The following is a 20,535-nucleotide window of genomic DNA, read 5'->3' as shown; positions in this document are numbered from 1 at the left end:
GCGGGCTTGACCCGCGAAGAGGCCCTCCAAAGCACCATCACTCTTGAACCGAGAGGGTTCGCCCATGCTCGAACAACTGTCACTGCTTTCCTTCGCCAGCGGCGGCTGGGGCCAGGCATTACTGGCCGGCGCCCTGGTGACCATCTCCCTGGCCCTGGCCTGCCTGCCCATCGGCTTGCCACTGGGCCTGGGCGTGGCCCTCGCCGCGCGCTCCTCCAAGCGCTTCCCGCGCGCCGCGGCGACGGTGTTCTCCACGGTGTTCCGTGGCCTGCCGGAATTGCTCACCCTGCTGATCATCTACTACGGCTGCCAGATCGCCGCGCAGAAAATCCTCCTGGCCATGGGCTATGAAGGCGAGGTGCTGATCAACACCTTCCTGGCGGCGATGATCGCCTTCAGCCTGGTGTTCGCCGCATTCTCCAGCGAAATCTGGCTGGCCGCGTTCAAAACGGTCGCCAAAGGCCAATACGAAGCATCGGCCGCGCTGGGCCTGAGCAAGGCCACCACCTTTCGCAAGGTGGTGTTCCCGCAACTGGTGCGCATTGCCCTGCCGGGCCTGTCGAACAACTGGCTGTCGCTGCTCAAGGACACCTCGCTGGTGTCGACCATTTCCCTGGTCGACCTGATGCGCCAGACCAATCTTGCGGTCAGCGTCACCAAGGAGCCGATGTTCTTCTACGGCGTCGCCTGCCTGGGCTACCTGCTGTTCTCGGCGCTGTCGGGACGGGTGTTCACTTTCATCGAGCGGTACTTCAGCCGCCATCTGCGGGGGGCACGGACATGAGTTTCGATCAATTGCTGGCGCTGGTGCTCGACCCCGACCTGCTGGAACGCTACGGCCCGCGCTTTATCGACGGCCTGCTGGTAACCGGCAAGCTGGTGGCGCTGTCGTTCACCCTCGGCGCCCTGCTCGGCATGCTCCTGGCCCTGGCCAGGTTGTCGAGCAACCTGATGCTGCAACGTCTGAGCGCTGGCTACATCTACTTCTTCCGTGGCTCGCCACTGCTGGCCCAGCTGTTCTTGCTGTACTACGGCCTGGGTTCGCTCAAGGGTTTCTGGCAGGACGTCGGCCTCTGGTGGTTCTTCCGCGACGCCTGGTACTGCACGGTCCTGGCTTTCACCCTCAACACCGCCGCTTACCAGGCGGAGATCTTCCGTGGCAGCCTGCTGGCGGTCGCCCCCGGCCAGTACGAGGCCGCCAAGGCCCTGAGCCTGAAGCGCTCGACCACGTTCTTCAAGGTGATCCTGCCGCAATCCTTGATCGTTGCCATCGGGCCGTTGGGCAACGAGTTGATCCTGATGATCAAGGCCAGCGCCATTGCCTCGCTGGTGACCATCTACGACCTGATGGGGGTCACCAAGCTTGCGTTCTCGCGCAGCTTCGACTTCCAGATCTACCTGTGGGCCGCCGTGCTCTACCTGCTGATCGTCGAGATCGTGCGACGCAGCCTGAAACACATAGAAGCCCGCCTGGGCCGCCACCTGCGCTGATTGCCTGCTTGTGAGGACCGTTCCAATGCATTGTCAAACCATCGTTCTGGGTGCCGGCATCGTCGGCGTCTGCACGGCCCTTCATTTGCAGGCACGCGGGCGCAAGGTGATCCTCATCGATCACCAAGAGCCTGGCAGCGGCACCAGCCACGGCAACGCCGGGCTGATCGAGCGCTCCAGCGTCATCCCCTATGCCTTCCCCCACGAGTTGTCGAGCCTTTTGCGCTATGGCCTGAACCGTCAGCCCGACGTGCGCTACAGCTTCACCTACCTGCCGAAGATCAGCCCATGGCTGTTCAAGTACTGGAAAAACTCTTCGCCAGCGGGCCTGGCCGTGGCCACCCAGGCCATGCTGCCGCTGGTGCAGCGCTGCGTCGAAGAGCACGACGCGCTGATCGAAGCAGCGGGCCTCGGCGAGCTGGTCAAGGCCAGCGGCTGGATCGAGGTGTACCGCAATGAAGACGCCTACCAAAAAGCCGTGGCCGACGCCCATGCGCTGCAAGCCTATGGCTTGAAGTACGAAATCCTCGATCGCCAGCAACTGCACGCACGCGAAGTGGACCTCAGCGACAACGTGGTCGGCGGCATTCACTGGCTCGACCCCAAGACCGTCAGCAACCCCGGCGGCCTGACCCGCGGCTATGCGGCGCTGTTCGTCCAGCGTGGCGGCCAGTTCATCCACGGCGACGCCCGCACCCTGCGCCAGATCGGCAGCGAGTGGCAGGTCGACAGCCGCCAGGGGCCAATCACCGCACCCGAGGTGGTGGTCGCCCTCGGGCCACAGTCGGCCGAGCTGTTCAAGCCGCTGGGTTATCGCATTCCGCTGGAGATCAAGCGCGGTTATCACATGCATTACCGCGCCCGTGACGGCGCCGAGCTCAAGCATTCGATCTGCGATGCCCAGGGCGGTTACGTGCTCGCGCCCATGGCCATGGGCATCCGCCTGACCACCGGCATCGAGTTCGCCGCCAGCACCGATGCCGCCAACCAGATCCAGCTGCAGCGCTGCGAAGCCTTGGCGCGCAAGGTCTTCCCGCTGGGTGAGCGGGTCGATGCTGAGCCCTGGCTGGGCCGCCGCCCGTGCCTGCCGGACATGCGCCCGGTGATCGGCCCGGCCGCTCGCCACAAGGGCCTGTGGTTCAACTTCGGCCATGCCCACCACGGCCTGACCCTGGGCCCGGTGACCGGACGCCTGCTGGCGGAGCTGATCACCGGCGAAACGCCATTTACCGATCCTGCGCCTTATCGCGCGGACCGCTTCAACTGATCGCGGGAGAATAACAACATGACCGCTTCACTGAGCCTTGCTACCCCAACCCCTGCCCCTCAGGCCGACCCGCGCAAGGTCGTGGTGACCATCGAGGGCCTGAACAAGCACTACGGCGCCTTCCATGTGCTACGCGACATCAACCTCAACGTGCGCGAGGGTGAGCGCATCGTCCTGTGCGGCCCTTCCGGTTCAGGCAAATCGACGCTGATCCGCTGCATCAACCGCCTGGAAATTGCCGAACAGGGCAACATCCGCGTCAACGACACCGACCTTTCCCTGACCACCCGCCAGGCCGCCGAAGTGCGCAGCGAAATCGGCATGGTGTTCCAGCACTTCAACCTGTTCCCGCACATGAGCGTGCTCGACAACTGCACCCTGGCGCCCATGAGCGTACGCGGCCTGTCGCGCAAGGAGGCCGAAGAACGCGCGCGCTTCTACCTGAACAAGGTGGGCATCGAAAGCCAGGCCGGCAAGTACCCCAGCCAACTGTCCGGCGGCCAGCAACAACGGGTAGCGATTGCCCGGGCGCTGTGCATGAAGCCGAAGATCATGCTGTTCGACGAACCGACCTCGGCGCTGGACCCGGAGATGGTCGCCGAAGTGCTGGACGTGCTGGTGAAACTGGCGGACACCGGCATGACCATGCTCTGCGTCACCCACGAGATGGGCTTTGCCCGCCAGGTGGCCGAGCGGGTGCTGTTTCTCGATGGCGGCCAGATCATTGAAGACGCCAGCCCCGAGGCGTTCTTCAACAACCCGCAGAGCGCACGGGCCAAGGGCTTCCTGGCGCAGATACTGCACTGAGGCCTTTGGGCAAGGCTTCGCCTTGCATCGCTGGCAAAGCCAGCTCCCACAAGTTCTGAGCAGTTCCCAAGGCCAGCGCCAATCCTGTGGGAGCTGGCCTTGCCGGCGATGGGCTGCACAGCAGCCCTAGTTTGCTTGCGGGAAATACTGGTTATGTTATAACGCATCAACCAATCACTCCACGACCGCTACCTCACCCATGCCACTCGCCAACCAACGCCTGCTCTGCATCGACGCCCTGCGCGGCCTGGTCATCGTCTTCATGCTGCTCGACCATGTGCGCGAAACCTTCTTCCTGCACCGCCAGGTCAGCGACCCGATGGACGTCGCCAGCACCGACCCCTGGCTGTTTCTCAGCCGTACCCTCGCCCATTTGTGCGCACCGGTGTTCGTCCTGCTCACCGGCCTGTCGGCCTACCTGTACGGCGAAAAGCATCAGGGCAAAGCCGCGGTCTCGGCCTTCCTGTTCAAACGTGGCCTGGTGCTGGTGTTGCTGGAATTCACCCTGGTCAGCCTGGCCTGGACCCTGGAGTTGCCGCCGAAGGTGATCTACCTGCAAGTGATCTGGGCCATCGGCCTGAGCATGATCGCCCTGGCCGGCCTGGTGTGGTTGCCGCGGCCGCTGCTGGTGGTGCTCGGTGCGCTGATCGTCATTGGCCACAACCTGCTCGATCCGCTGCACTTCGCGCCAGGTTCAGCGCTGCACCTCCCGTGGGCCGTGCTGCATGATCGTGGCTGGATCGACCTGTCGGGCAGCCTGCGCCTGCGCACTTCCTACCCCCTGCTGCCATGGATCGGCGTGATTGCCCTGGGTTATGCCATGGGCCCTTGGTTTGGCCGTGATGCCAACGCGCGGGCCCGCCAACGCAAGCTACTGCTCAGTGGCACTGGCGCCCTCGTGGGCTTCCTGCTGCTACGCCTGCTCAATGGCTACGGTGAGGCGCCGTGGCAAGTGGCGCAAACCACGCTGCGCACCCTGATGAGCTTTTTCAACATTACCAAGTACCCACCTTCGCTGCTGTTTCTGGCCCTGACCCTGGGCGTCGGCCTGTTGCTGCTGCGCAGGCTCGAGCAGCTGCAAGACAGCCGTGCGATCCAGGTGCTGAGCGTGTTCGGCGCCGCGCCGATGTTCTTCTACCTGCTGCATTTATATGTGCTGAAGCTGCTGTACCTGATCGCCGTCACCTGCTTTGGCCTGAACCAGGGCAACTACTTTGGTTTCGACGGGGTCTGGGCAGTGTGGCTGACAGCAATCGTCCTGAGCGTTGCGCTCTATCGGCCGGTGCGCTGGTTCGCCGCGCTCAAGGCGCGGCGCCGCGATATCAGCTGGCTGAAGTACTTCTGAACAGGCCTGCCCCTGCCAGCAGGGGCAGGCCGGGTATATTACTGAGGGTGCATTTTCGACTTGATCAGGCCGGCGATGAAGGTGAGCACCGCGCCCCCCGCACCGCCACCGACAATACTGCTGATCAGTGCCGGCAGGTCCAGCGAACCGCCCGCGGCCACCGCCGCACCGGGTTCACCGGTAAAGGCTGCGAGTATCTGCCCGACAATCACCCCACCCACTCCACCGAAGATCGAGTTGAGTAACGGGCCCATGCTCTGCTTGCTCATACCGGCTGCGTTGCCGCCCACCACACCGGCAACAATCTGAATGATCAGACTGACAATATCCATGATCCAACCCCTTTGTAGCGTTATGAATTGACGACTCGCGTCCTGCTACTTCAGAAAGTCACGACCACGGGAACAGAGACGCCTGGCTCCGGTCAACGACGGCACGCTGTTGCGGATGGGCACAGTATAGGTAGCAAGCGGCCAGTGCGCCAAAACGGCGCTCAGGGCTTGATGTTTTTCAGGCTGTTGAGCAGGCCCAGCAGTGCTTGCAGTTTGTCTTCGCCGAACTGTTCGAGGATGCGCTGATAGTTGTGTTCCATGTCTTCGCTCATGTCGACGAAGCACTGCTGGCCCTGTTCGGTCAGGCCCACGAACACCCGGCGCTGGTCCTGGGTCGACTTCTTGCGCCGCACCAGGCCGTCACGCTCCAGGCGCGCCAGCACGCCGGTCATGCTTGGCTTGAGGATGCAGGCCTGCTCGGCCAGTTGATGGCTTTCCAGTTCGCCTTGTTGGCGCAGGATGCGGATCACCCGCCATTGTTGTTCGGTCAGGCCATGGGCATTGAGCGAGGGGCGGAAGAAGGCCATGGCGGCTTCGCGGGCTTGCAGCAGGGTCAGGGTCAGGGACGGTCTTGGAGTGGGCATGGTTCAGGCTGGTAGTCATCGGTGACAGCCAGCTTAAGAGAAACCGCGCGATGCAGCAAAGCCGCGCAGGCGCTGCTTCGGCCATTCACCGGACCTTGTTAAATATAATGAACTGGCCGCACCAGGCGCCATGCCAGTTACCGGGGCCTGCAGGCCGATAATTGCATCCAGGCAATCTCAAGCTTCGCCCATGCAATCTGAAGTCGTTTGACATATTAAACGGCTCTGGCAAGCTATATGACAGGTTTCGACCGGATACAGCCCCTTGCTTGGCGTACCGGCAGTGCTCGAAACCTCAGGCAGCGCAAAGGTTTCAGCAGCGCGCCTGCACAATAATGACAGGCTGCGCCTGTCCCAAGGTGACATATGCCCAACAGCAACATTGGCAATAAGAATCAAACCCCTCGCAAACCCGTCGTGCTGATGACCATGGGCTCCCAGGAGCGCAAAGGCCACGACTATCAAGTCATGACCCACAAATACATCATACCGCTGGTTGAACACGCCGGTTGCGTACCTGTGCTGGTGCCAACCTGCTTCGGCACCGACGACCTCGAAGCCTACCTGGACATGGCCGACGGTGTTTACCTGACCGGCGCCGGCAGCAACATCGACCCGGCCCTGTACGGCCAGGAGAACGAAACCCCGGGCAAGGCCCAGGACCGCGACCGCGACCTGTTCGACCTGCCGCTGGTACAACTGGCTATCGCCCGTGGCCTGCCGATCTTCGGCATTTGCCGTGGCATGCAGGAAATCAACGTCGCCCTGGGTGGCGACATCTACCAGAAGGTCTACGCCGAGCCAGGCTTCAACGACCACCGGGAAAACCCGGACGATCCGGTCGATGTGCAGTACAGCGCGGTTCACAGCGTCAAACTGGAGCAAGGCAGCTGGCTGCACAAGCTGCTGCAGAGCGATGAAATCCGCGTCAACTCGCTGCACGGCCAGGGCCTGAAAAACCTCGGCGAAGGCATCGAGCCCCTGGCCCGCGCCGAAGACGGCCTGGTCGAAGCCATCCACGCCCCGAGCCTGTCGCCTTTCCTCTTCGCGGTGCAATGGCACCCGGAATGGCAAGCGGCGAAAAACCCGGACTCGGTAAAGATGTTCCAGGCCTTTGGCGACGCGTGCCGCAAGCAGGCCGTCAAGGGTCAGGTGGTGAAGCAGCTGGGTACGGCTGCCTGATTGCGATCGCCGGGCAAGCCCGCTCCTGCCTTGTAGGAGCGGGCTTGTCCAGCGATGGCCGACTGACTAGTTGCCCAACCCCTTTCAAGATCTTTCGACGCCCGGCCCTTGCAGCCGCGGTGCCCAGTCCTCGACTTCGGCCTTTTCCAGACGCCGCGAAAGCGTCCGGCGCCAAGAGGCAGCCAACGGTAGTTCCAGGCACTGGCGAATGACCTCGAGATCGACCTGCTTGTCGAACAGCACTGACGACAAGCACGCCACCGACCACTGCGGATGCGGCCGAGCGATCAGCTCGATACTCATCCCGGCGGCCAGCACGCCCTCCTCCAGCACCCGGTAGTACCAGCCGGTGCGACCGCTTTGCTGCACCCGCAGGGACATGTCCCCGACCCCGAAACGGTCGTTGAGCTTCCAGCACGGCATGCGCCCCTGGGAGATCTCCAGCAAGGCCGTGCCGGCGCGAAAACGATCGCCCAGGCATACGCTCTGCTCGGTCCAGCCACAGGTGCTGAGGTTTTCGCCGAAAGCACCCGGTGCCTGCAGCAGGGGATGTTCGCCCAGCTCCGCCGCCCAGGCAGCATAGTGTTCACGTGGATAGTGATGGATGGCCTTTTCGATCCCGCCATGCACCCGCAAGTCGCCTTGCTCGTCGCCGGCCAGGCCCAGTTCGGTCACGGCCACCTCGCCGTCGCGTGGGGCCTTGGCGATGGCGCTGGCTGAACCCGGGCGGGTAAAAGGCACGGCGCGGCCGGTCAATACACTTTGCAGTTGCAGTTGCTGTCCCAGCATGAGCGATTCACTCCTCTACACATTCGGCCAGCTCAAACACGTCCGGCGGCCTCAAGGTGGCGAGCGTATCGGATAAATACGCTACCGACAAAGCGCTGCACCGAGCCCATGGCAGAGGGCGCTGGATTCGCTATGCTGCAAGGCATGAACGCCACCCTGCCCACCCGCCCCCCCTGCCCGCCCGGCGCCTGTGATTGCGGCCGCGAGACGCTGCAGGACCCGCGCATCCTGCTGCTGACGCGCCAGGAAGAAAAGCGCCTGCTCGAGCGCCTGGAGAACCTGCAGAGCCTGTCGGAGCTGGAGCACATGCAACGACGCTTGTATGAGCAGTTGGGCATTCGCGTGCAGATCACTCCGAGCTTCAATGAAGTGCGGACCATGCGCGGCATCAACATTCAGATCGAGGACCTGCCGGGCTTGTGTCGCAAGACCCGGCAGAATATTCCGGCGGCGATCCGCCGGGCGCTGGAGAAGCAACCGGAGATTGCCTACCGGTTGCTCGATGCCCATGACCTGTTGCGCGATGCCTGACACAGCAGCGCGGCAAGCTGACTGCGACCTAAATATCCCGGCCGATAAAACTGTCCGGATCCTCCGCCGCCACCCGCCGCCACTTCAGCAAGCGCCCGTCGATCGCCGCCAACCCCAGGGCAATCAGCCCCATACCGATAAAGTGCCTGGTCTCCAGACGCTCCCCCAGCACCAGCACGCCAAGCACGATGGCACTGAGCGGAATCAGGAAGGTCACCAGCATCAGGTTGGTCGCCCCGGCCGTGGCCAGGATACGAAAGAACACCACATAGGCCAGCGCGGTGGAAAGCAACACCAAACCGGCCACCGCCGCCCAGGTTGCCAGGCTTGGCGCGGCCAGCGTCCAGGGTAGGTCGATCAGCAACGCCAGCGGCACCAACAAGATGGCCGACGCACTGATCTGTCCGGTGGCAGTGATCAGCGGCGCCACCCCCATGACCTTGAAGCGCCGCCCGTAAACCCCGGCCACGGCGTATGACAAGGCCGCCGCCAACACCGCCAGTTGTGCCCACAGGTTGCCGTCCAAGCCGGACCAGGCCGCCGAGCCGATCATGATCGCCACGCCGACAAAGCCCAGCGCAACACCGGCCAACTTGTTGACGCTGATGTTTTCGTCCTCGGTCAGCAGGTGCGCAACGATCACCGCAAACAGCGGCGTGGTGGCATTGAGGATCGAGGCCAGGCCGCTGCCGATGCGGGCCTGGCCCCAGACGATCAGGCAGAATGGCAGCAGGTTGTTGAGCAGTCCCATGGCCAAAAACGCCCGCCAGATCCGCCACTCGCGCGGCATGTACAGCCCCAGTAGCCGTACCAGCGCAAGCAGTACCAGCGCCGCCAGCCCCACGCGCAGCATCACCAGGGTGAAAGGCGGCAGTTCCTTCACGGCAATGCCATTGAAGAAGAACGAACCGCCCCACAGTATCGACAGGGCAATCAACAGGCCCCACTCCCTCAGGCTCATGACTTTATTCATCGTGGCTAACTCCTCAAACGGGCGATCGAGATTGAGCTCTGCTAAGGTCAATCGGCAGCCTCTGGAGCTCTTCAATGCCAGTATTCATGGGCACCAGCACCACGACAAACGAGCATTTTTCGCCAGATGATTGAGGTGAATTAAAGCATCATGACCCTACCCTCACTCAGCGCCTTGCGCGCCTTCGAAGCCGCCGCCCGGCATGTCAGTATCACCCTTGCCGCCCGCGAGTTGTGCGTCACCCCCGGTGCGGTCAGCCTGCAGATCAAGGAACTGGAAGCGGCCCTGGGCGTGCAGTTGTTCGTCCGCCGCCCGCGCAGCCTCAGCCTCACCCCGGAGGGCGAGGACTATTTCGCGACCCTGCGCAGCGCCTTTCGCATGATTCGTGAGGCCACCAGTGCCCTCACTACGCACGCCAGACAGCAGGTACTGACGCTCAGTTGCACACCCGGGTTTGCCGTACAGTGGCTGCTGCCACGGCTAGGCGGTTTCGAGGCGCAGCAGAGCGGTGTCGATGTACGCATCAGCGCCTGCAAGCGCCTGGTGGATTTCGCCCGCGACGGCATCGACCTGGCGGTGCGTCATGGCTATGGCCGCTATGACGGGCTGGTCGCCGAACGCTTGCTGGATGATGATCTGGTGCCGGTGTGCAGCCCGCACTTGCGCAACATCCACGCCCTGCACCAACCCAACGACCTTGCCAGCGTGCACCTGCTGCACGATGAGCACCGCCACGACTGGCGGATGTGGCTGGATGCAGCCGGGGCGCCACAGGTGGAGGCCAGTGGCGGTACCTTGTTCGTAGACAGCAACGGCGCGATTGAAGCGGCCAAGGCGGGGCTGGGCGTGGCGCTGGTGCGCCGCGGCTTCGTGCAGCGGGAGCTGGATGAAGGCATGCTGGTGACGCCCTTTGCACAGGGCATCGCCAGTGAACTGGCGTATTACCTGGTGTACCCGGCGACGGCACTGGAACGGCCGCAGGTGGCCGGGTTTCGTCAGTGGTTGCTGGCTTGTCGCTAGCAGGGATTGCTTTGCAGCCCATCGCCGGGCAAGTCGGTCTTACCAGTTATAGGTCAGGTCAGTGGTAAGGGTCCGCCCTTCGCCGTAGTAGCAATCCACGTCGCTGGTGCAACGGCTGACATACACCTTGTCTTCCAGGTTCTGCAGATTGACCTGCAACTTCACCCCTTTCAGGCGCAATGGCGACTGCTGCAAGTCGTAGGAGACCATGCCGTCGTACACGGTATAGGACGGGATGCTGAAGTGGCCATCGGCAAAATCGGTGCCGTCACTGCCGCGCACATAACGTGCACCCAGACCCATGCCCAGGCCGGCAATCGGGGTATCACCGGTGAAGTGATAGTCCAGCCACAGCGATGCGGTCATCGGCGGGGTGCCCGACGGATGACGACCTTCACGGCCATCGTTGTCCTTGGTGTAAACCGCGTCGTTGCGCGATACCGAAGCGATCAGGCCCAGGTTATCGGTGAGGTTGGCCTTGCCTTCAAGCTCGACGCCACGCGAGCGCAGTTCGCCAACCTGGCTGTTGAAGCCGGGGTTGCCGACGTCGGCGGTGAGGATGTTCTGCTGGTTGATCTCGTACACCGACAACTGAATGAAGCTGTCCTGGCCAGGCGGTTGGTACTTGATACCCGCCTCGACCTGCTTGCCGGTGGACGGCTCGAACGCCTTGCCCGCGTAGTCGGCGCCGCTCAGCGGCAGGAACGACTCGGAGTAGCTGACATAAGGCGTCACGCCATTGTCGAAGGCATAGCCAAGCCCCGCGCGGCCGGTGAACTTCTCGTCCTTGACGGTGGTATGGGTGCCAGCGATCGGCTCCTTGTTATCGGCCTCGGCCCAGTCGTAGCGGCCACCGAGGGTCAGGAACCAGTTGTCCCACTTGAGCTGATCCTGCACGTACAGGCCGGTCTGATTGATGGTGCGGTCCCATTTGAACGGCTGGCCGAAGTTCATTGGCTTGCCGTACACCGGGTTATACAGGTCGATGACCGGCGGATTGCGGTCGTACAGGCCGAGGAATTTGGAGTTGGAGTGGTAGTAATCAACGCCGATCAACAGGGTGTGGGCGACGTCGAAGGTGTTGAACTTGGCCTGGGCCATGTTATCGATGCCAAACACCTTGTTGCGCTGGGCCCAGTCGACCCCGTAGCGGGTCATCGCGCTCTGGTCGTCGGCCCCGGTGACCGGGTTGGGCACGAAGGCGTAGCCGTGCAGCGGCGCCCGGTATTTGTCATCGACGTAGGCGTAGCGGGTGTTCTGCTTGAGGGTCCAGACGTCGTCCAGCTCATGACTGACTTCATAGCCAAAGGTGTACTGCTCGCGATCGTAGGAGTTGACCCCCGGCTCGCCGATGAAACGGCTGCGCTTGATCCGCCCATTGGGGCTGGCAAACACCGTGCCCACCGCCGGCAGGCCCTGGGCTTCCGGCACGCCGTTGTCGCGCTGGTAGTGGCCGTAAACGGTCAGGCGCGTCTGCTCGTTGGGGCTCCAGGTCAGGCTCGGGGCGATCATGTAGCGCTGCTGTTCGACGTAGTCGGCCTCGCCGTTCTTGTCCAGGCCCATGCCGGTCACGCGGTACTGGTACTCACCCTGGTCATCCACCGGGCCGGCAAAGTCGAACGCGCCGTAACGCCGGTCCTGGCTGCCGCCACCGAGTTTGACTTCATGCAGCGGCGTCGCGGTCGGGCGCTTGGAGACCATGTTGATCAGGCCACCTGGCTGGTTCTGGCCATAGAGCACCGAGGCCGGGCCCTTCATCACCTCGATACGTTCCAGCGCGTACGGATCGATCTGCAGCGCACCGCCAGTACTGCCGCCGCCATAAGGCAGGTGCAGGCCGTCCAGGTACAGCGGCGTCGGGCTGAAGCCGCGGGAGGTCGGCTCGTCGAAAATCCCGACCCGGTCGGAGAAACCACCGCCGGTGATACCCGGGGTGTAGCGCAGGGCCTGGGTGACCGTCTGCGAGCCGAGCGCCTTGATTTCATCCTGGGTGATGACGTTGATGGTCTGCGGTACTTCCAGCACCGAGGTGTCGGTCTTGGTCGCAGTGCCGGTGCGCTTGGCCACATAGCCCTGAACCGGCCCCCAGGCATCTTCGCCGGCGTTGGAAACGATCTGGGTCAGGCCCAGTTCCAGCGCCCCGCTCTGCTCGGCCGGCACCAGGTTCCAGGTGCCGCCGGCGGTGATGTTGAGATTAAGGCCGCTGCCATTGAGGGCCTGGGTCGCCGCTTGCTCGGGAGTGAACTGACCGCTGACCGCTGCCGAGCGCTTGCCCTGCAACAGTGCCGGCTTGACCGACAGCACTCGGCCGGACTGGCGGGCAATGTGGCTCAAGGCTTCGCCCAGGTCCCCGGCCGGGATATCAAAACGCTGGCTGGCGCTGACGCTGCTGTCGGTTTGCGCCTGCGCGTACAGCGGCGCACTGCTGCCCAGGGCGATGGCAAGGGCCAGCAGGCTGGGGCGGATCATGGAGTCGGGCATGGAGGTGTTGGCTCGTTCGAGGTTGTTGTCCATAACGAGGACACGCCAGTAACCGAACCCCCTCAGCGAAATCTTAATTATTTTTATTCAGACCACATCGATACGGGTCAGCCAGCCGCCAAAGCTGTCGACCCGGATCGGCAGGGTCTCGGCCAGGGAGCGCAAGGTACGCTCGCTGTCATCCAGCGGGAAGCTGCCGTAGACGCGCACCTGCGCGGCCTGCGGGCTGATGCGCAACAGCCCGGCGCGGTACGGGCGCAAGGCCTCGATCAGCTCGCCCAGTGGCTCGTCGCGGACATCGATGCGGCCATCGGCCCAGCTCGCACGGGTGTGTAGTGAGGCCGCCACAGGCTGGCTGCCGTGGCCATCAAAACGGAAGGCCTGGCCCTCTTCCACGCGCTGGGCTGGCGCACTGCCGCTGCTGAGCATGACGCTGTGCTGTTGTACCGAAACCAGGCTCTGGCGCTCTTCCTGGCGCACGCTAAAGCGCGTACCCAGGGCTTGCACCTGGCCTTCGCGGGTAGCGACGATAAAGGGTCGGCCCGGTTCTGCGGCCACATTGGCTTGCAGCTCACCGTCGCGCAGCAGCACCAACCGCTGCCCGGCGCTGAAACGCACATCCACCGCGCTGCGCGCGTTCAGGCACAGGCGCGAACCATCGGCCAGGGTGAAGGTACACCGTTCACCGGTGCCGGTGCGCAGGTCGGCAAGCAAATCGCCCAGCGGCGCCACCCGATTACCAATTGCACCGGCGCCCAGCCCCAGCAACAACATCGCCAGACCGCCGCCCAGCGCTTTGCGCCGCGACGGCGAAGGCAAGGCACGCAAACTGCGGCTGGCCATGGCCAACTGGCCGGGGTTGCGCTGTTCGGCTTGCTGCAGATCGGCCAGGGGTTCGCCAAGCAAGGCATTGACCCGCTGCCAAGCGGCCTGGTGGCCGGGAGACTGCTCGAGCCAGCTGTTGAACGCCACCAGCAACGGGCTCCCGGCAGGAACATTCTCCAGCTTGAGCAGCCAGTCCACTGCTTCGTGGGTGGCGCGGTCCAGTGGTGTGTTGCTCATTCCGGCCTCGCGCTCAGGCAATGCACGAAGGCCCGGCGCAGGTCGCGCTCGACCGTGGCCAGCGACACCCCCAGATGCTCGGCAATGCTCGGCTGGTTCATGCCTTCGAGGCGATGCAGGATAAAGGCGTGACGCACCCGCACCGGCAGGCCATCGAGCACGCGGTCGATTTCGGCCAGCGCTTCACGCACCAGCACCACGTCTTCGGCCGAGGGCATGCAGTGTTCGGGCAGGCACGCCAGCTCGTCGAGGTAGGCCTGCTCCAGCGCACGACGGCGGAACAAGTTGCTCAGCAGGCGGCGGGCGACGGTGGCGAGAAAGGCGCGGGGTTCTTCAAGGGCGGGCAAGGCGCTGCTGGTCATGGCCCGGACGAAGGTGTCCTGGGCCAGGTCCGCCGCATCGTGCGGGCAGTTCAGCCGGCGGTACAGCCAGGCGCGCAACCAGCGATGATGGTCGCTATAGAGGTGGGCGACGATAGCCTTGGAGTCGACAGAGCTCGGCACGAGGGTGATCACACATTAATGGTAATTACTCTCATTATCATGATGCGTGGGAAATTTCACAATCCCCTTTTCGCGGGGCAAGTCGGATCGCCGCACCGCCGCTCCTACAGATCTTGCCCCGCCACTACGGTCGCCAGCTTCTGTGGCTGAACGACGCGTTTGAACGCCGCCTTGACTTGCGCAGGCGTCACCGCCTCAAGCTGTTGGCGCCAGGTCACCAGGGTATCGTCCGGCAAGCCGTTCAAGGCGATCTGCGCGACATGCTCAAGCAGGCGGTGGCGGCTGGTGCCGGCAAAAAGCTCGAGTAGCCGCGCCTTGGCCTCAGCCAGTTCCTCGGCGCTCGGGCCCTCGCTGACAAAGCGCGTCAACGCCTGATGGGCCGCCTTCTGTGCCTGCTCCTGATGCCCGGCAGGGACTTCCAGCGAGATCACGAAGGCCCCGGCCTGTTGGCCCATGGCGAAGTAGCTGGCCGATTCCCAACTGACATCGCCGCCAAGCTCAGCGCCCACGGCCCGATTGAGCCGCGTCGGCCAGTGCTCGCCACCGAGAATGTCGCTGCCCAGCAGCAACGGGAAAAAGTCCGGGTCGCTGCGTGGCACTGCCGGCTGGCCGATCTGTATCCAGATCGTACCCTGCTGCGGTTCCAGTTGCTGGCGGCTGGCCTGGCTCAACGCCTGCACTTTGGGCAGCGCTGGCAACGCTGGGCAATGACCGCTCGGCAAGCGCCCAAGCACTGCATTGGCCACGGCATCGGCCTGAGCCCGGTCAAGATTGCCGACCAGGCTGACCGTGGCCCGGCATGGCAGCATCATTGCACTGTAATGCGTGCGCAAATCTTCCATGCGGGTGCGCTCGACCATGGCCGGGGTCAGGGCATAGCCGAACGGCAGCGCGTACTCGTCCAGGTCGATCTGCTTGTTGCGCTGCAGTCCCGGGCGGGTCAGCTCGCGGCCATAGGGGTGGTCGCCATACACCGCCTGGGCAAAGCGTTGCCCTACCCCGGCAAAACGCCGGGTGGTTTCGCCGTTGACCTGGCGAATGTAATACGGCTTGGCCCGGAACCAGATGCTGCCTGCAAAGGCCGGTTCGGCAATCTGCCGACCTAGCAACGCCGTGGCCTCGGCCTGGCGCTGGGCACTGGTGTCGGTGATTTTCAGGATGTAGCTGAAGCGGTCGGCATCGACCTGGGTATTCAGTTCACTGTCCAGGCGCATCCAGGCCATTCGCAGCGCGTTGCCGTTCAGCTCCGGGGCATCGCCCTGGGCATGGACACCTTCCACCGCAAGCGCTGCGCCGAGCACCGCCAGGCCCGGTTGATCCAGTGGGTCGCGGCGGCTGCCGGCATCGAAGTCAACCTGGATCTGCAGGTCGCTGGCCTGGCTTTGAGGCAACAGGTAGACCCGCGCGCCGCTGGGCTGGGTCCAGTGTTGAATAGCCAGGTTGTCGGCAGCCAGGGCCGGGGCCATTGCGCTCAATCCAAACGCGCAGGTGAAGAGTCGTTCCATCAGGGTCATAACCGATACTCAAAAGACCAAGGTGCGCACGCTACCCACTAGACCGCTGCAGATCAAGCCTGGACAACGGCTGACAGCGGCGCCGGCACGCACTATGCTCAGCGTCCTCGCGACCCCGTCGCCCAGGCCATGTACCTTGAGAGCGAGAAATAGATGCCAGCCCTGAGTGCCCGTGAGGTGTGCCAGCAACTGCGTGATGCCGCCCTCGGCGTTCGTCCGTTGCGGCGTGTCGGCGTTGAGGTCGATATCGACGGCTGGCGCCTGAGCCTGGATTTCGACGGAACCCACCTGCACCATTGCCTCACGTGCCGCAGCAGCGACGGCCGCGAAGGCACGCTCGAGTGCTGGCAATGGGGCACCGATCCGGTGAGTTTGCTCAGCACCTGGGAGCTGGCGCAGGTCGAGCGATTGTTGTGCGGGGCTACTGCGTAGCCCATCGCCGGCAAGGCCGGCTCCCACAGGGTTGGTGCAGGGCCTGTAGGAGTTGGCTTGCAGCAATGAGGCCTTACAACAACTGACGCTTGACCGCCTCGTCCAGCGTGCTTTGGGTCAACTGGCGGACCAGTTCGCTGGTGTCCTGCTGGAAGGGAATCCCGACGATCAGCACCAGGTGCATCCAGGTGCGTACCGACTCGCTCTTGCTGATGCGCCCCAGTTCCTTGCCGTCCTTGTCCTTGAACACCGTATCAAGGGTGAAGGTGTTGCGCGCCGTGGACGGGATGATGAAGAAGGTCGCCCCGGTGATGATCGCCGACGCCACGTTGTACTGTTCGTGGTTGGTCAGGGTCGATTCGGCGTAGATATCCGCCGTGACCTTTTCCGTGCTCACCCGGGCAAAGCGCCCGGACTGCTTGTAGGTGTCGACCAGTGCCTGCTCCCAGGCCTCGGCCGGCTTGCCGGCGGTGGCATTGGGCTGGCCGCGATTGACCTGGTATTGCGCGGTGGCGCGCACATAGGCGGTCGGTTTCACCGCCTGGGCTTGCGCCTGTGGCGGCCAGCTCTGCACTGGCGCCAGTTCGTGTTGCGAATAGGAGACGCAGCCGGTCAGCAACACAGCGCCGAGCAGCAGGTTGGCTTTGATGATACGCAGCATGGGAATCGTCCTTGTCGTTACTGTTTGGCCAGTTTCAGCGTGGCGTCGTCGAGCAGCTTGGCAACCACTTCATTGAGCTGCGGTGCCCCCAGGGTCGGCGCCCAGTATTCACGGCGGTAGAGGCCGACGTTGCGCTCAAGCTTGAGTTCCTGGCGGGAGCTGGCCAGGGCCTTGCCGTTACGGTCCTCGATCACCAGGTCACCGGCGACATCGAAGGTGTCGACGTAGATCGGGCCGTTGACCCAGATCCACACGGTCAGGGTCAGCAACGCGCCCGGCACATAGCCCGGATGGGGGCCGCGATGGCCCTTGAGCGAGGTCATGTTGAATTTGAGCATGACGTCCTGCTCATCCAGGCGTGTCGGGTATTGGCTGACCTGTTTGAAGTACTTGCCGGCCTCGACGTACTGGTCGAGTTGCGCAGTCAGCGAGCGGCTGATGGCCTTGCGCGTGGCCTCGTCGATGCCTGGTGCCGAGACCGCCACGTCAGCGACCTGCGCCGTACGTGGGCTGGTGGTGGCGGCTGGATGTTGCGGAGCGCCCAGAGGGCCGGTGACGTTGTAGGACACACAGCCGGTCATCGACAGGGTGGCGATGATCGCGGTGGCCTGGAGCAGCTTTTTCAACATGGGATGTCCTGATATATGGCACAGTGCCATATTGCTTCGGCAGCAGGTCGTGAAACTTGAGCACGACCTGCGCCCGCTCATCGGCTCACAACAGCCCACCGCCGTCGATATCGACAATGCTGCCGGTCATGAAGCCGTTCTCCATGGCCAGGATAAAGCCCGCGGCGACCTCATCGGCTTGCCCCACCCGCCCAACCGGCAACCCGGCCGCGGCGCGGTCAAACATCGCCACACGCTGCGCGGTATCCATCGCCGCGTACGCTTCGGTATCGGTCAGCCCGGGGCTGATGACGTTGACGCGACGCGGCGCAAGCTCCTTGGCCAGTTGCTTGCCCAGAGCCTCGAGAGCGGCGTTGAGCGTGGTCTTGATCAACTGCCCGGGGACGAACTTGCGCGACAGCAACCCCGACGTCAGGCTGATGCTGGCGCGTGGCGAAAGGTAGGGCAGCGCCGCCTGGACCGCCTGCAAGGCGCCCCAGAACTTGACCTCGAAGGCCTCGCGGGCCCGTTGCAGGTCGCTTTGCGCCAGGGGCTTGGCCTGTACCGCAGGCCCGGCGCTGATCACCAGGTGATCGACCGTGCCAATGTCGGCAAACAGGGCGTGCAACGCCCCGGTATCGGTGATATCGAGCGTCACTGCTTCGATACCTTCGCCAACCGGACCTGGCTGGCGACTGGCGACAATGACCCGTGCGCCACGGTCTCGGGCCTGGCGCGCGACTGCCGCACCGATACCGCTGGCACCGCCGAGCACGACGACGGTCTGGTTCAATAAGGACGGATGAGGGTTGTGCATGACGATCACTGCCTGTGGTTGAAAGTGATTGCATGCTGATCGGTTATCAATAAAAGAAAAACAGCGAACCCGGCACAACACCTGTAATTTTTACTTGAAAATAATCAGGGTAATTTTCTTCAATACGCGCCCGCTCCCGCCCCTTAGTCTGTGCCGGTTCCCCACTACCGGATACTGATCCCATGAGCCTGATGCTATCGATGGCCGCCTTCGCGCTGGCCGCTTCCATTTCCCCTGGCCCGGTCAATATCATTGCCCTGGGCGCTGGCGCCCGCCATGGCCTGCGCGCCAGCCTGCGGCATGTCGGCGGTGCAACCCTGGGCTTTGGCGTGCTGCTGGTGCTGATCGGCCTCGGCCTGCACGAGCTGTTGCGCTATTGGCCGGCACTGACTCAGGTGCTGCATTGGGCTGGCGTGGCATTCCTGCTGTACCTGGCCTGGAAACTGGCCAGCGACGGCGGTGAGCTGGCCGCAGCAGGCAACCAGAATGCACCGTCGATGCTTGCCGGCGCCGCCCTGCAATGGCTCAACCCCAAGGCCTGGCTGGCCTGCGTGGCCGGGATCGGCGCCTATGTCGACAACGGTGAATCCCGTCTGCTATGGCAGTTCACCGGCATCTACCTGGTTATCTGCTATCTCTCGATCGCCACCTGGGCCTGGGCTGGCAGCAGGATCAGCCAGCACCTGGGCAATCCACGGCGCATGCGGCTGTTCAATCGCAGTCTGGCGTTCATATTGCTGGCCAGCGCCCTCTACCTGCTACTGGCCTGAACGGTAATGCCCCGGGGTCGCAGCCAGATGCTGTTTGAAGGCGCGTTGCAAATGCGCCTGATCGGCAAAACCGGCCTCCAGCGCCACCTCGGCAATCAAGCGCCCGCGCCGCAACTGGGCACGGGCATATTGCACACGCTGGTCGAGCAGATAACCATGAGGGGTGAGACCGAACTGCTGCTTGAAGGCCCTGATCAGGTAGGACGTCGACAACCCGGCGGCCCGGCTGATGGCCTCAAGGCGCAAAGGCTCGGTGCAATGCTCGCGAATAAAGGCCGCAGCCGCCAGCAAGCGCGGGTCAGGTTGCTGCGCCGAGCACTCGAAACCGCCAAGGCGCTGGCTGAGCCCGGCGAAAAACAACCGCAGTGCGGTCTCTTTGCGCGCGGCCGGGTATTGCGCATCCAACAACACGTCAAACAGCCTGAGCACCTCGTCGAACAACGACGCCGAAGTACTGCTGATCGCCGCCAGTGGCGAGAAGCCCAACGCCTGTAACCACGGCCAGTCGACATAGAGCATCAGGTACGACCAGGGCTGACCGTCGATGGGATTGCAGGTATGCACCACACCAGGATTGATCAAGACCACGGTGCCAGCCGCCACCTGCTGGTGGCGCTCGCCGCTGACATAGGTACTGCGTCCGCCAGTGATCGCGCCAAGGGAGAAGCTCTCGTGCGAATGCGCCGCATAACAGACCTTGCGGCCATCGGCGACGCGACGTGCTTCGATGAAGGGTAGCGCCGGGTCACGCCAGAAGCGGGAGTGTGCATCCATGGGGATCAGCTCTCGGTGTCGTGCACCACGACCAGCAACTGGGCCTGCAACTCGCCCAGCGAACGCAGGCGGTGTGGCGTCTGGGCGTTGAAATACAGCGCATCGCCACGTTCGAGAATGACCCGTTCATTGCCAAAGTCGACCTCCACCTGGCCTTCATGGACGAACAGGAACTCTTCGCCCAGATGCTCCTTGAACGAGGCATCGCTGAATTCCGGCGGCGGGCTGATGATGAAAGGCAACAGGCTGCGGCTGCCGATCTGCTTGGCCAGCACCGTATAACCCGGCGCCTGCCCCACCACCGCCTGGCGCTCGCCGCTGCGCACCAGGCTGTAGCGCGCATGGCCTGGCTGGTCTTCGGCAAACAGTTCCTCGACATTGACATTCAAGGCGCGCGCCAGCTTCAACGCGGCGGCAATCGAGGGGGTATTCAATCCGCGCTCGACCTTGGACAGATAACTCTTGGTCATGCCGGAGCTTTCAGCCAGCGCATCCAGGGTGATACCCAGTTTTTTTCTTAACAATTTCAATCGAATAGACATGCGACGCGGTTTTCCCAATGCCATGGGCAAGTTTTTTCTTGCTAATGACA

General features: G+C 63.5%; 23 protein-coding genes. 10 read left to right on the top strand and 13 right to left on the bottom strand.

The features are described from left to right. Positions 1 to 64: 64 nt before the first annotated feature. The 5 genes from KHO53_RS22860 to KHO53_RS22840 all read left to right on the top strand — a co-directional run bounded on the left by KHO53_RS22860 (position 65) and on the right by KHO53_RS22840 (position 4,910). Positions 65 to 784, top strand: coding sequence for an ABC transporter permease (locus tag KHO53_RS22860; protein WP_010222009.1), 720 nt, complete (start codon positions 65 to 67; stop codon positions 782 to 784). Next, entirely contained in the window at positions 781 to 1,491 is a 711-nt protein-coding gene (locus KHO53_RS22855; RefSeq protein WP_213570913.1) for an ABC transporter permease, read from the top strand. Before KHO53_RS22860 ends, KHO53_RS22855 begins: the two co-directional genes overlap by 4 nt. A 25-nt stretch (positions 1,492 to 1,516) precedes the next feature. Continuing rightward, positions 1,517 to 2,758, top strand: coding sequence for an NAD(P)/FAD-dependent oxidoreductase (locus KHO53_RS22850; protein ID WP_213570912.1), 1,242 nt, complete (start codon positions 1,517 to 1,519; stop codon positions 2,756 to 2,758). Between the two features lie 18 nt (positions 2,759 to 2,776). Beyond that, positions 2,777 to 3,565: an amino acid ABC transporter ATP-binding protein gene (locus KHO53_RS22845; protein WP_026001246.1), complete on the top strand. Its 789-nt coding sequence runs from the start codon at positions 2,777 to 2,779 to the stop codon at positions 3,563 to 3,565. A 199-nt stretch (positions 3,566 to 3,764) separates the two neighbouring features. Then, positions 3,765 to 4,910, top strand: a complete 1,146-nt coding sequence (locus KHO53_RS22840; RefSeq protein ID WP_213570911.1) for an acetyltransferase domain-containing protein — start codon at positions 3,765 to 3,767, stop codon at positions 4,908 to 4,910. 38 nt (positions 4,911 to 4,948) lie between these two features. Here the strand turns inward: KHO53_RS22840 and KHO53_RS22835 are convergent, their stop codons facing one another. Both KHO53_RS22835 and hpaR read right to left on the bottom strand, forming a co-directional pair. Further along, positions 4,949 to 5,242, bottom strand: a complete 294-nt coding sequence (locus KHO53_RS22835; RefSeq protein WP_010222003.1) for a hypothetical protein — start codon at positions 5,240 to 5,242, stop codon at positions 4,949 to 4,951. A gap of 161 nt (positions 5,243 to 5,403) precedes the next feature. After that, a complete protein-coding gene (hpaR, locus tag KHO53_RS22830) occupies positions 5,404 to 5,826 on the bottom strand; it encodes a homoprotocatechuate degradation operon regulator HpaR (RefSeq protein ID WP_010222002.1) in 423 nt (140 codons plus the stop codon). A gap of 366 nt (positions 5,827 to 6,192) precedes the next feature. On the opposite strand from hpaR, the gene KHO53_RS22825 reads away from it, so the two are divergent. Further along, positions 6,193 to 7,008, top strand: coding sequence for a gamma-glutamyl-gamma-aminobutyrate hydrolase family protein (locus tag KHO53_RS22825; RefSeq protein WP_213570910.1), 816 nt, complete (start codon positions 6,193 to 6,195; stop codon positions 7,006 to 7,008). Positions 7,009 to 7,092: 84 nt separating this feature from the next. Here the strand turns inward: KHO53_RS22825 and KHO53_RS22820 are convergent, their stop codons facing one another. After that, positions 7,093 to 7,797 (bottom strand): MOSC domain-containing protein, encoded by a 705-nt coding sequence (locus KHO53_RS22820; RefSeq protein WP_213570909.1) that lies wholly within the window; start codon positions 7,795 to 7,797, stop codon positions 7,093 to 7,095. A 144-nt stretch (positions 7,798 to 7,941) separates the two neighbouring features. On the opposite strand from KHO53_RS22820, the gene KHO53_RS22815 reads away from it, so the two are divergent. Next, positions 7,942 to 8,328, top strand: a complete 387-nt coding sequence (locus tag KHO53_RS22815; RefSeq protein ID WP_213571266.1) for a hypothetical protein — start codon at positions 7,942 to 7,944, stop codon at positions 8,326 to 8,328. A 28-nt stretch (positions 8,329 to 8,356) separates the two neighbouring features. On the opposite strand, the gene KHO53_RS22810 is transcribed toward KHO53_RS22815, so the two are convergent. Further along, a complete protein-coding gene (locus KHO53_RS22810) occupies positions 8,357 to 9,301 on the bottom strand; it encodes a DMT family transporter (protein WP_100782705.1) in 945 nt (314 codons plus the stop codon). A 150-nt stretch (positions 9,302 to 9,451) separates the two neighbouring features. Here KHO53_RS22810 and gcvA point away from each other — a divergent pair, with 150 nt between their 5' ends. After that, positions 9,452 to 10,321: a transcriptional regulator GcvA gene (gene gcvA / locus KHO53_RS22805; protein ID WP_213570908.1), complete on the top strand. Its 870-nt coding sequence runs from the start codon at positions 9,452 to 9,454 to the stop codon at positions 10,319 to 10,321. Between the two features lie 39 nt (positions 10,322 to 10,360). Here gcvA and KHO53_RS22800 read toward each other — a convergent pair whose 3' ends face one another. The 4 genes from KHO53_RS22800 to KHO53_RS22785 form a co-directional block, all read right to left on the bottom strand. Continuing rightward, positions 10,361 to 12,835, bottom strand: coding sequence for a TonB-dependent siderophore receptor (locus KHO53_RS22800; RefSeq protein ID WP_502937706.1), 2,475 nt, complete (start codon positions 12,833 to 12,835; stop codon positions 10,361 to 10,363). 54 nt (positions 12,836 to 12,889) lie between these two features. After that, the gene (locus tag KHO53_RS22795; RefSeq protein ID WP_213570907.1) at positions 12,890 to 13,864 is read right to left on the bottom strand and encodes a FecR domain-containing protein; all 975 of its coding nucleotides are present in this window, start codon (positions 13,862 to 13,864) and stop codon (positions 12,890 to 12,892) included. Next, a complete protein-coding gene (locus KHO53_RS22790) occupies positions 13,861 to 14,367 on the bottom strand; it encodes a sigma-70 family RNA polymerase sigma factor (protein WP_026001245.1) in 507 nt (168 codons plus the stop codon). Before KHO53_RS22790 ends, KHO53_RS22795 begins: the two co-directional genes overlap by 4 nt. 104 nt (positions 14,368 to 14,471) lie before the next feature. Beyond that, positions 14,472 to 15,833, bottom strand: a complete 1,362-nt coding sequence (locus tag KHO53_RS22785) for a M16 family metallopeptidase (RefSeq protein ID WP_010221992.1) — start codon at positions 15,831 to 15,833, stop codon at positions 14,472 to 14,474. A 201-nt stretch (positions 15,834 to 16,034) separates the two neighbouring features. On the opposite strand from KHO53_RS22785, the gene KHO53_RS22780 reads away from it, so the two are divergent. Further along, positions 16,035 to 16,313: a DUF7693 family protein gene (locus tag KHO53_RS22780; protein ID WP_010221991.1), complete on the top strand. Its 279-nt coding sequence runs from the start codon at positions 16,035 to 16,037 to the stop codon at positions 16,311 to 16,313. Positions 16,314 to 16,386: 73 nt separating this feature from the next. On the opposite strand, the gene KHO53_RS22775 is transcribed toward KHO53_RS22780, so the two are convergent. From KHO53_RS22775 to KHO53_RS22765, 3 genes are all read right to left on the bottom strand, one after another. Further along, a complete protein-coding gene (locus KHO53_RS22775; RefSeq protein ID WP_213570906.1) occupies positions 16,387 to 16,974 on the bottom strand; it encodes a hypothetical protein in 588 nt (195 codons plus the stop codon). Between the two features lie 17 nt (positions 16,975 to 16,991). Continuing rightward, complete coding sequence (locus tag KHO53_RS22770; RefSeq protein WP_010221989.1) at positions 16,992 to 17,603, bottom strand: hypothetical protein; 612 nt, start codon at positions 17,601 to 17,603, stop codon at positions 16,992 to 16,994. 85 nt (positions 17,604 to 17,688) lie between these two features. Continuing rightward, entirely contained in the window at positions 17,689 to 18,399 is a 711-nt protein-coding gene (locus KHO53_RS22765) for an SDR family oxidoreductase (RefSeq protein ID WP_159388521.1), read from the bottom strand. Positions 18,400 to 18,581: 182 nt separating this feature from the next. Here KHO53_RS22765 and KHO53_RS22760 point away from each other — a divergent pair, with 182 nt between their 5' ends. Then, complete coding sequence (locus KHO53_RS22760; RefSeq protein WP_036995850.1) at positions 18,582 to 19,169, top strand: LysE family translocator; 588 nt, start codon at positions 18,582 to 18,584, stop codon at positions 19,167 to 19,169. Here KHO53_RS22760 and KHO53_RS22755 read toward each other — a convergent pair. Both KHO53_RS22755 and KHO53_RS22750 read right to left on the bottom strand, forming a co-directional pair. Beyond that, entirely contained in the window at positions 19,158 to 19,943 is a 786-nt protein-coding gene (locus KHO53_RS22755; RefSeq protein ID WP_036995851.1) for an AraC family transcriptional regulator, read from the bottom strand. The two genes, KHO53_RS22760 and KHO53_RS22755, sit on opposite strands and share 12 nt — an antisense overlap. 5 nt (positions 19,944 to 19,948) lie before the next feature. After that, positions 19,949 to 20,485, bottom strand: a complete 537-nt coding sequence (locus KHO53_RS22750; protein WP_010221984.1) for a helix-turn-helix domain-containing protein — start codon at positions 20,483 to 20,485, stop codon at positions 19,949 to 19,951. Positions 20,486 to 20,535: the final 50 nt, after the last annotated feature.

Origin of the sequence: Pseudomonas sp. RC2C2 (assembly GCF_018390435.1) — a bacterium.
GTDB lineage: Bacteria > Pseudomonadota > Gammaproteobacteria > Pseudomonadales > Pseudomonadaceae > Aquipseudomonas > Aquipseudomonas donghuensis.
This window is presented reverse-complemented; position numbering and strand designations above follow the sequence as displayed.

What these genes read in the sequence shown, in the direction of transcription:
- KHO53_RS22860 (WP_010222009.1), top strand. Translation starts at nt 65, where the DNA reads ATGCTCGAACAACTGTCACTGCTTTCCTTCGCCAGCGGCGGCTGGGGC.
- KHO53_RS22855 (WP_213570913.1), top strand. Translation starts at nt 781, where the DNA reads ATGAGTTTCGATCAATTGCTGGCGCTGGTGCTCGACCCCGACCTGCTG.
- KHO53_RS22850 (WP_213570912.1), top strand. Translation starts at nt 1,517, where the DNA reads ATGCATTGTCAAACCATCGTTCTGGGTGCCGGCATCGTCGGCGTCTGC.
- KHO53_RS22845 (WP_026001246.1), top strand. Translation starts at nt 2,777, where the DNA reads ATGACCGCTTCACTGAGCCTTGCTACCCCAACCCCTGCCCCTCAGGCC.
- KHO53_RS22840 (WP_213570911.1), top strand. Translation starts at nt 3,765, where the DNA reads ATGCCACTCGCCAACCAACGCCTGCTCTGCATCGACGCCCTGCGCGGC.
- KHO53_RS22835 (WP_010222003.1), bottom strand. Translation starts at nt 5,242, where the DNA reads ATGGATATTGTCAGTCTGATCATTCAGATTGTTGCCGGTGTGGTGGGC.
- hpaR (WP_010222002.1), bottom strand. Translation starts at nt 5,826, where the DNA reads ATGCCCACTCCAAGACCGTCCCTGACCCTGACCCTGCTGCAAGCCCGC.
- KHO53_RS22825 (WP_213570910.1), top strand. Translation starts at nt 6,193, where the DNA reads ATGCCCAACAGCAACATTGGCAATAAGAATCAAACCCCTCGCAAACCC.
- KHO53_RS22820 (WP_213570909.1), bottom strand. Translation starts at nt 7,797, where the DNA reads ATGCTGGGACAGCAACTGCAACTGCAAAGTGTATTGACCGGCCGCGCC.
- KHO53_RS22815 (WP_213571266.1), top strand. Translation starts at nt 7,942, where the DNA reads ATGAACGCCACCCTGCCCACCCGCCCCCCCTGCCCGCCCGGCGCCTGT.
- KHO53_RS22810 (WP_100782705.1), bottom strand. Translation starts at nt 9,301, where the DNA reads ATGAATAAAGTCATGAGCCTGAGGGAGTGGGGCCTGTTGATTGCCCTG.
- gcvA (WP_213570908.1), top strand. Translation starts at nt 9,452, where the DNA reads ATGACCCTACCCTCACTCAGCGCCTTGCGCGCCTTCGAAGCCGCCGCC.
- KHO53_RS22800 (WP_502937706.1), bottom strand. Translation starts at nt 12,835, where the DNA reads ATGGACAACAACCTCGAACGAGCCAACACCTCCATGCCCGACTCCATG.
- KHO53_RS22795 (WP_213570907.1), bottom strand. Translation starts at nt 13,864, where the DNA reads ATGAGCAACACACCACTGGACCGCGCCACCCACGAAGCAGTGGACTGG.
- KHO53_RS22785 (WP_010221992.1), bottom strand. Translation starts at nt 15,833, where the DNA reads ATGGCCCCGGCCCTGGCTGCCGACAACCTGGCTATTCAACACTGGACC.
- KHO53_RS22780 (WP_010221991.1), top strand. Translation starts at nt 16,035, where the DNA reads ATGCCAGCCCTGAGTGCCCGTGAGGTGTGCCAGCAACTGCGTGATGCC.
- KHO53_RS22775 (WP_213570906.1), bottom strand. Translation starts at nt 16,974, where the DNA reads ATGCTGCGTATCATCAAAGCCAACCTGCTGCTCGGCGCTGTGTTGCTG.
- KHO53_RS22770 (WP_010221989.1), bottom strand. Translation starts at nt 17,603, where the DNA reads ATGTTGAAAAAGCTGCTCCAGGCCACCGCGATCATCGCCACCCTGTCG.
- KHO53_RS22765 (WP_159388521.1), bottom strand. Translation starts at nt 18,399, where the DNA reads ATGCACAACCCTCATCCGTCCTTATTGAACCAGACCGTCGTCGTGCTC.
- KHO53_RS22760 (WP_036995850.1), top strand. Translation starts at nt 18,582, where the DNA reads ATGAGCCTGATGCTATCGATGGCCGCCTTCGCGCTGGCCGCTTCCATT.
- KHO53_RS22755 (WP_036995851.1), bottom strand. Translation starts at nt 19,943, where the DNA reads ATGGATGCACACTCCCGCTTCTGGCGTGACCCGGCGCTACCCTTCATC.
- KHO53_RS22750 (WP_010221984.1), bottom strand. Translation starts at nt 20,485, where the DNA reads ATGTCTATTCGATTGAAATTGTTAAGAAAAAAACTGGGTATCACCCTG.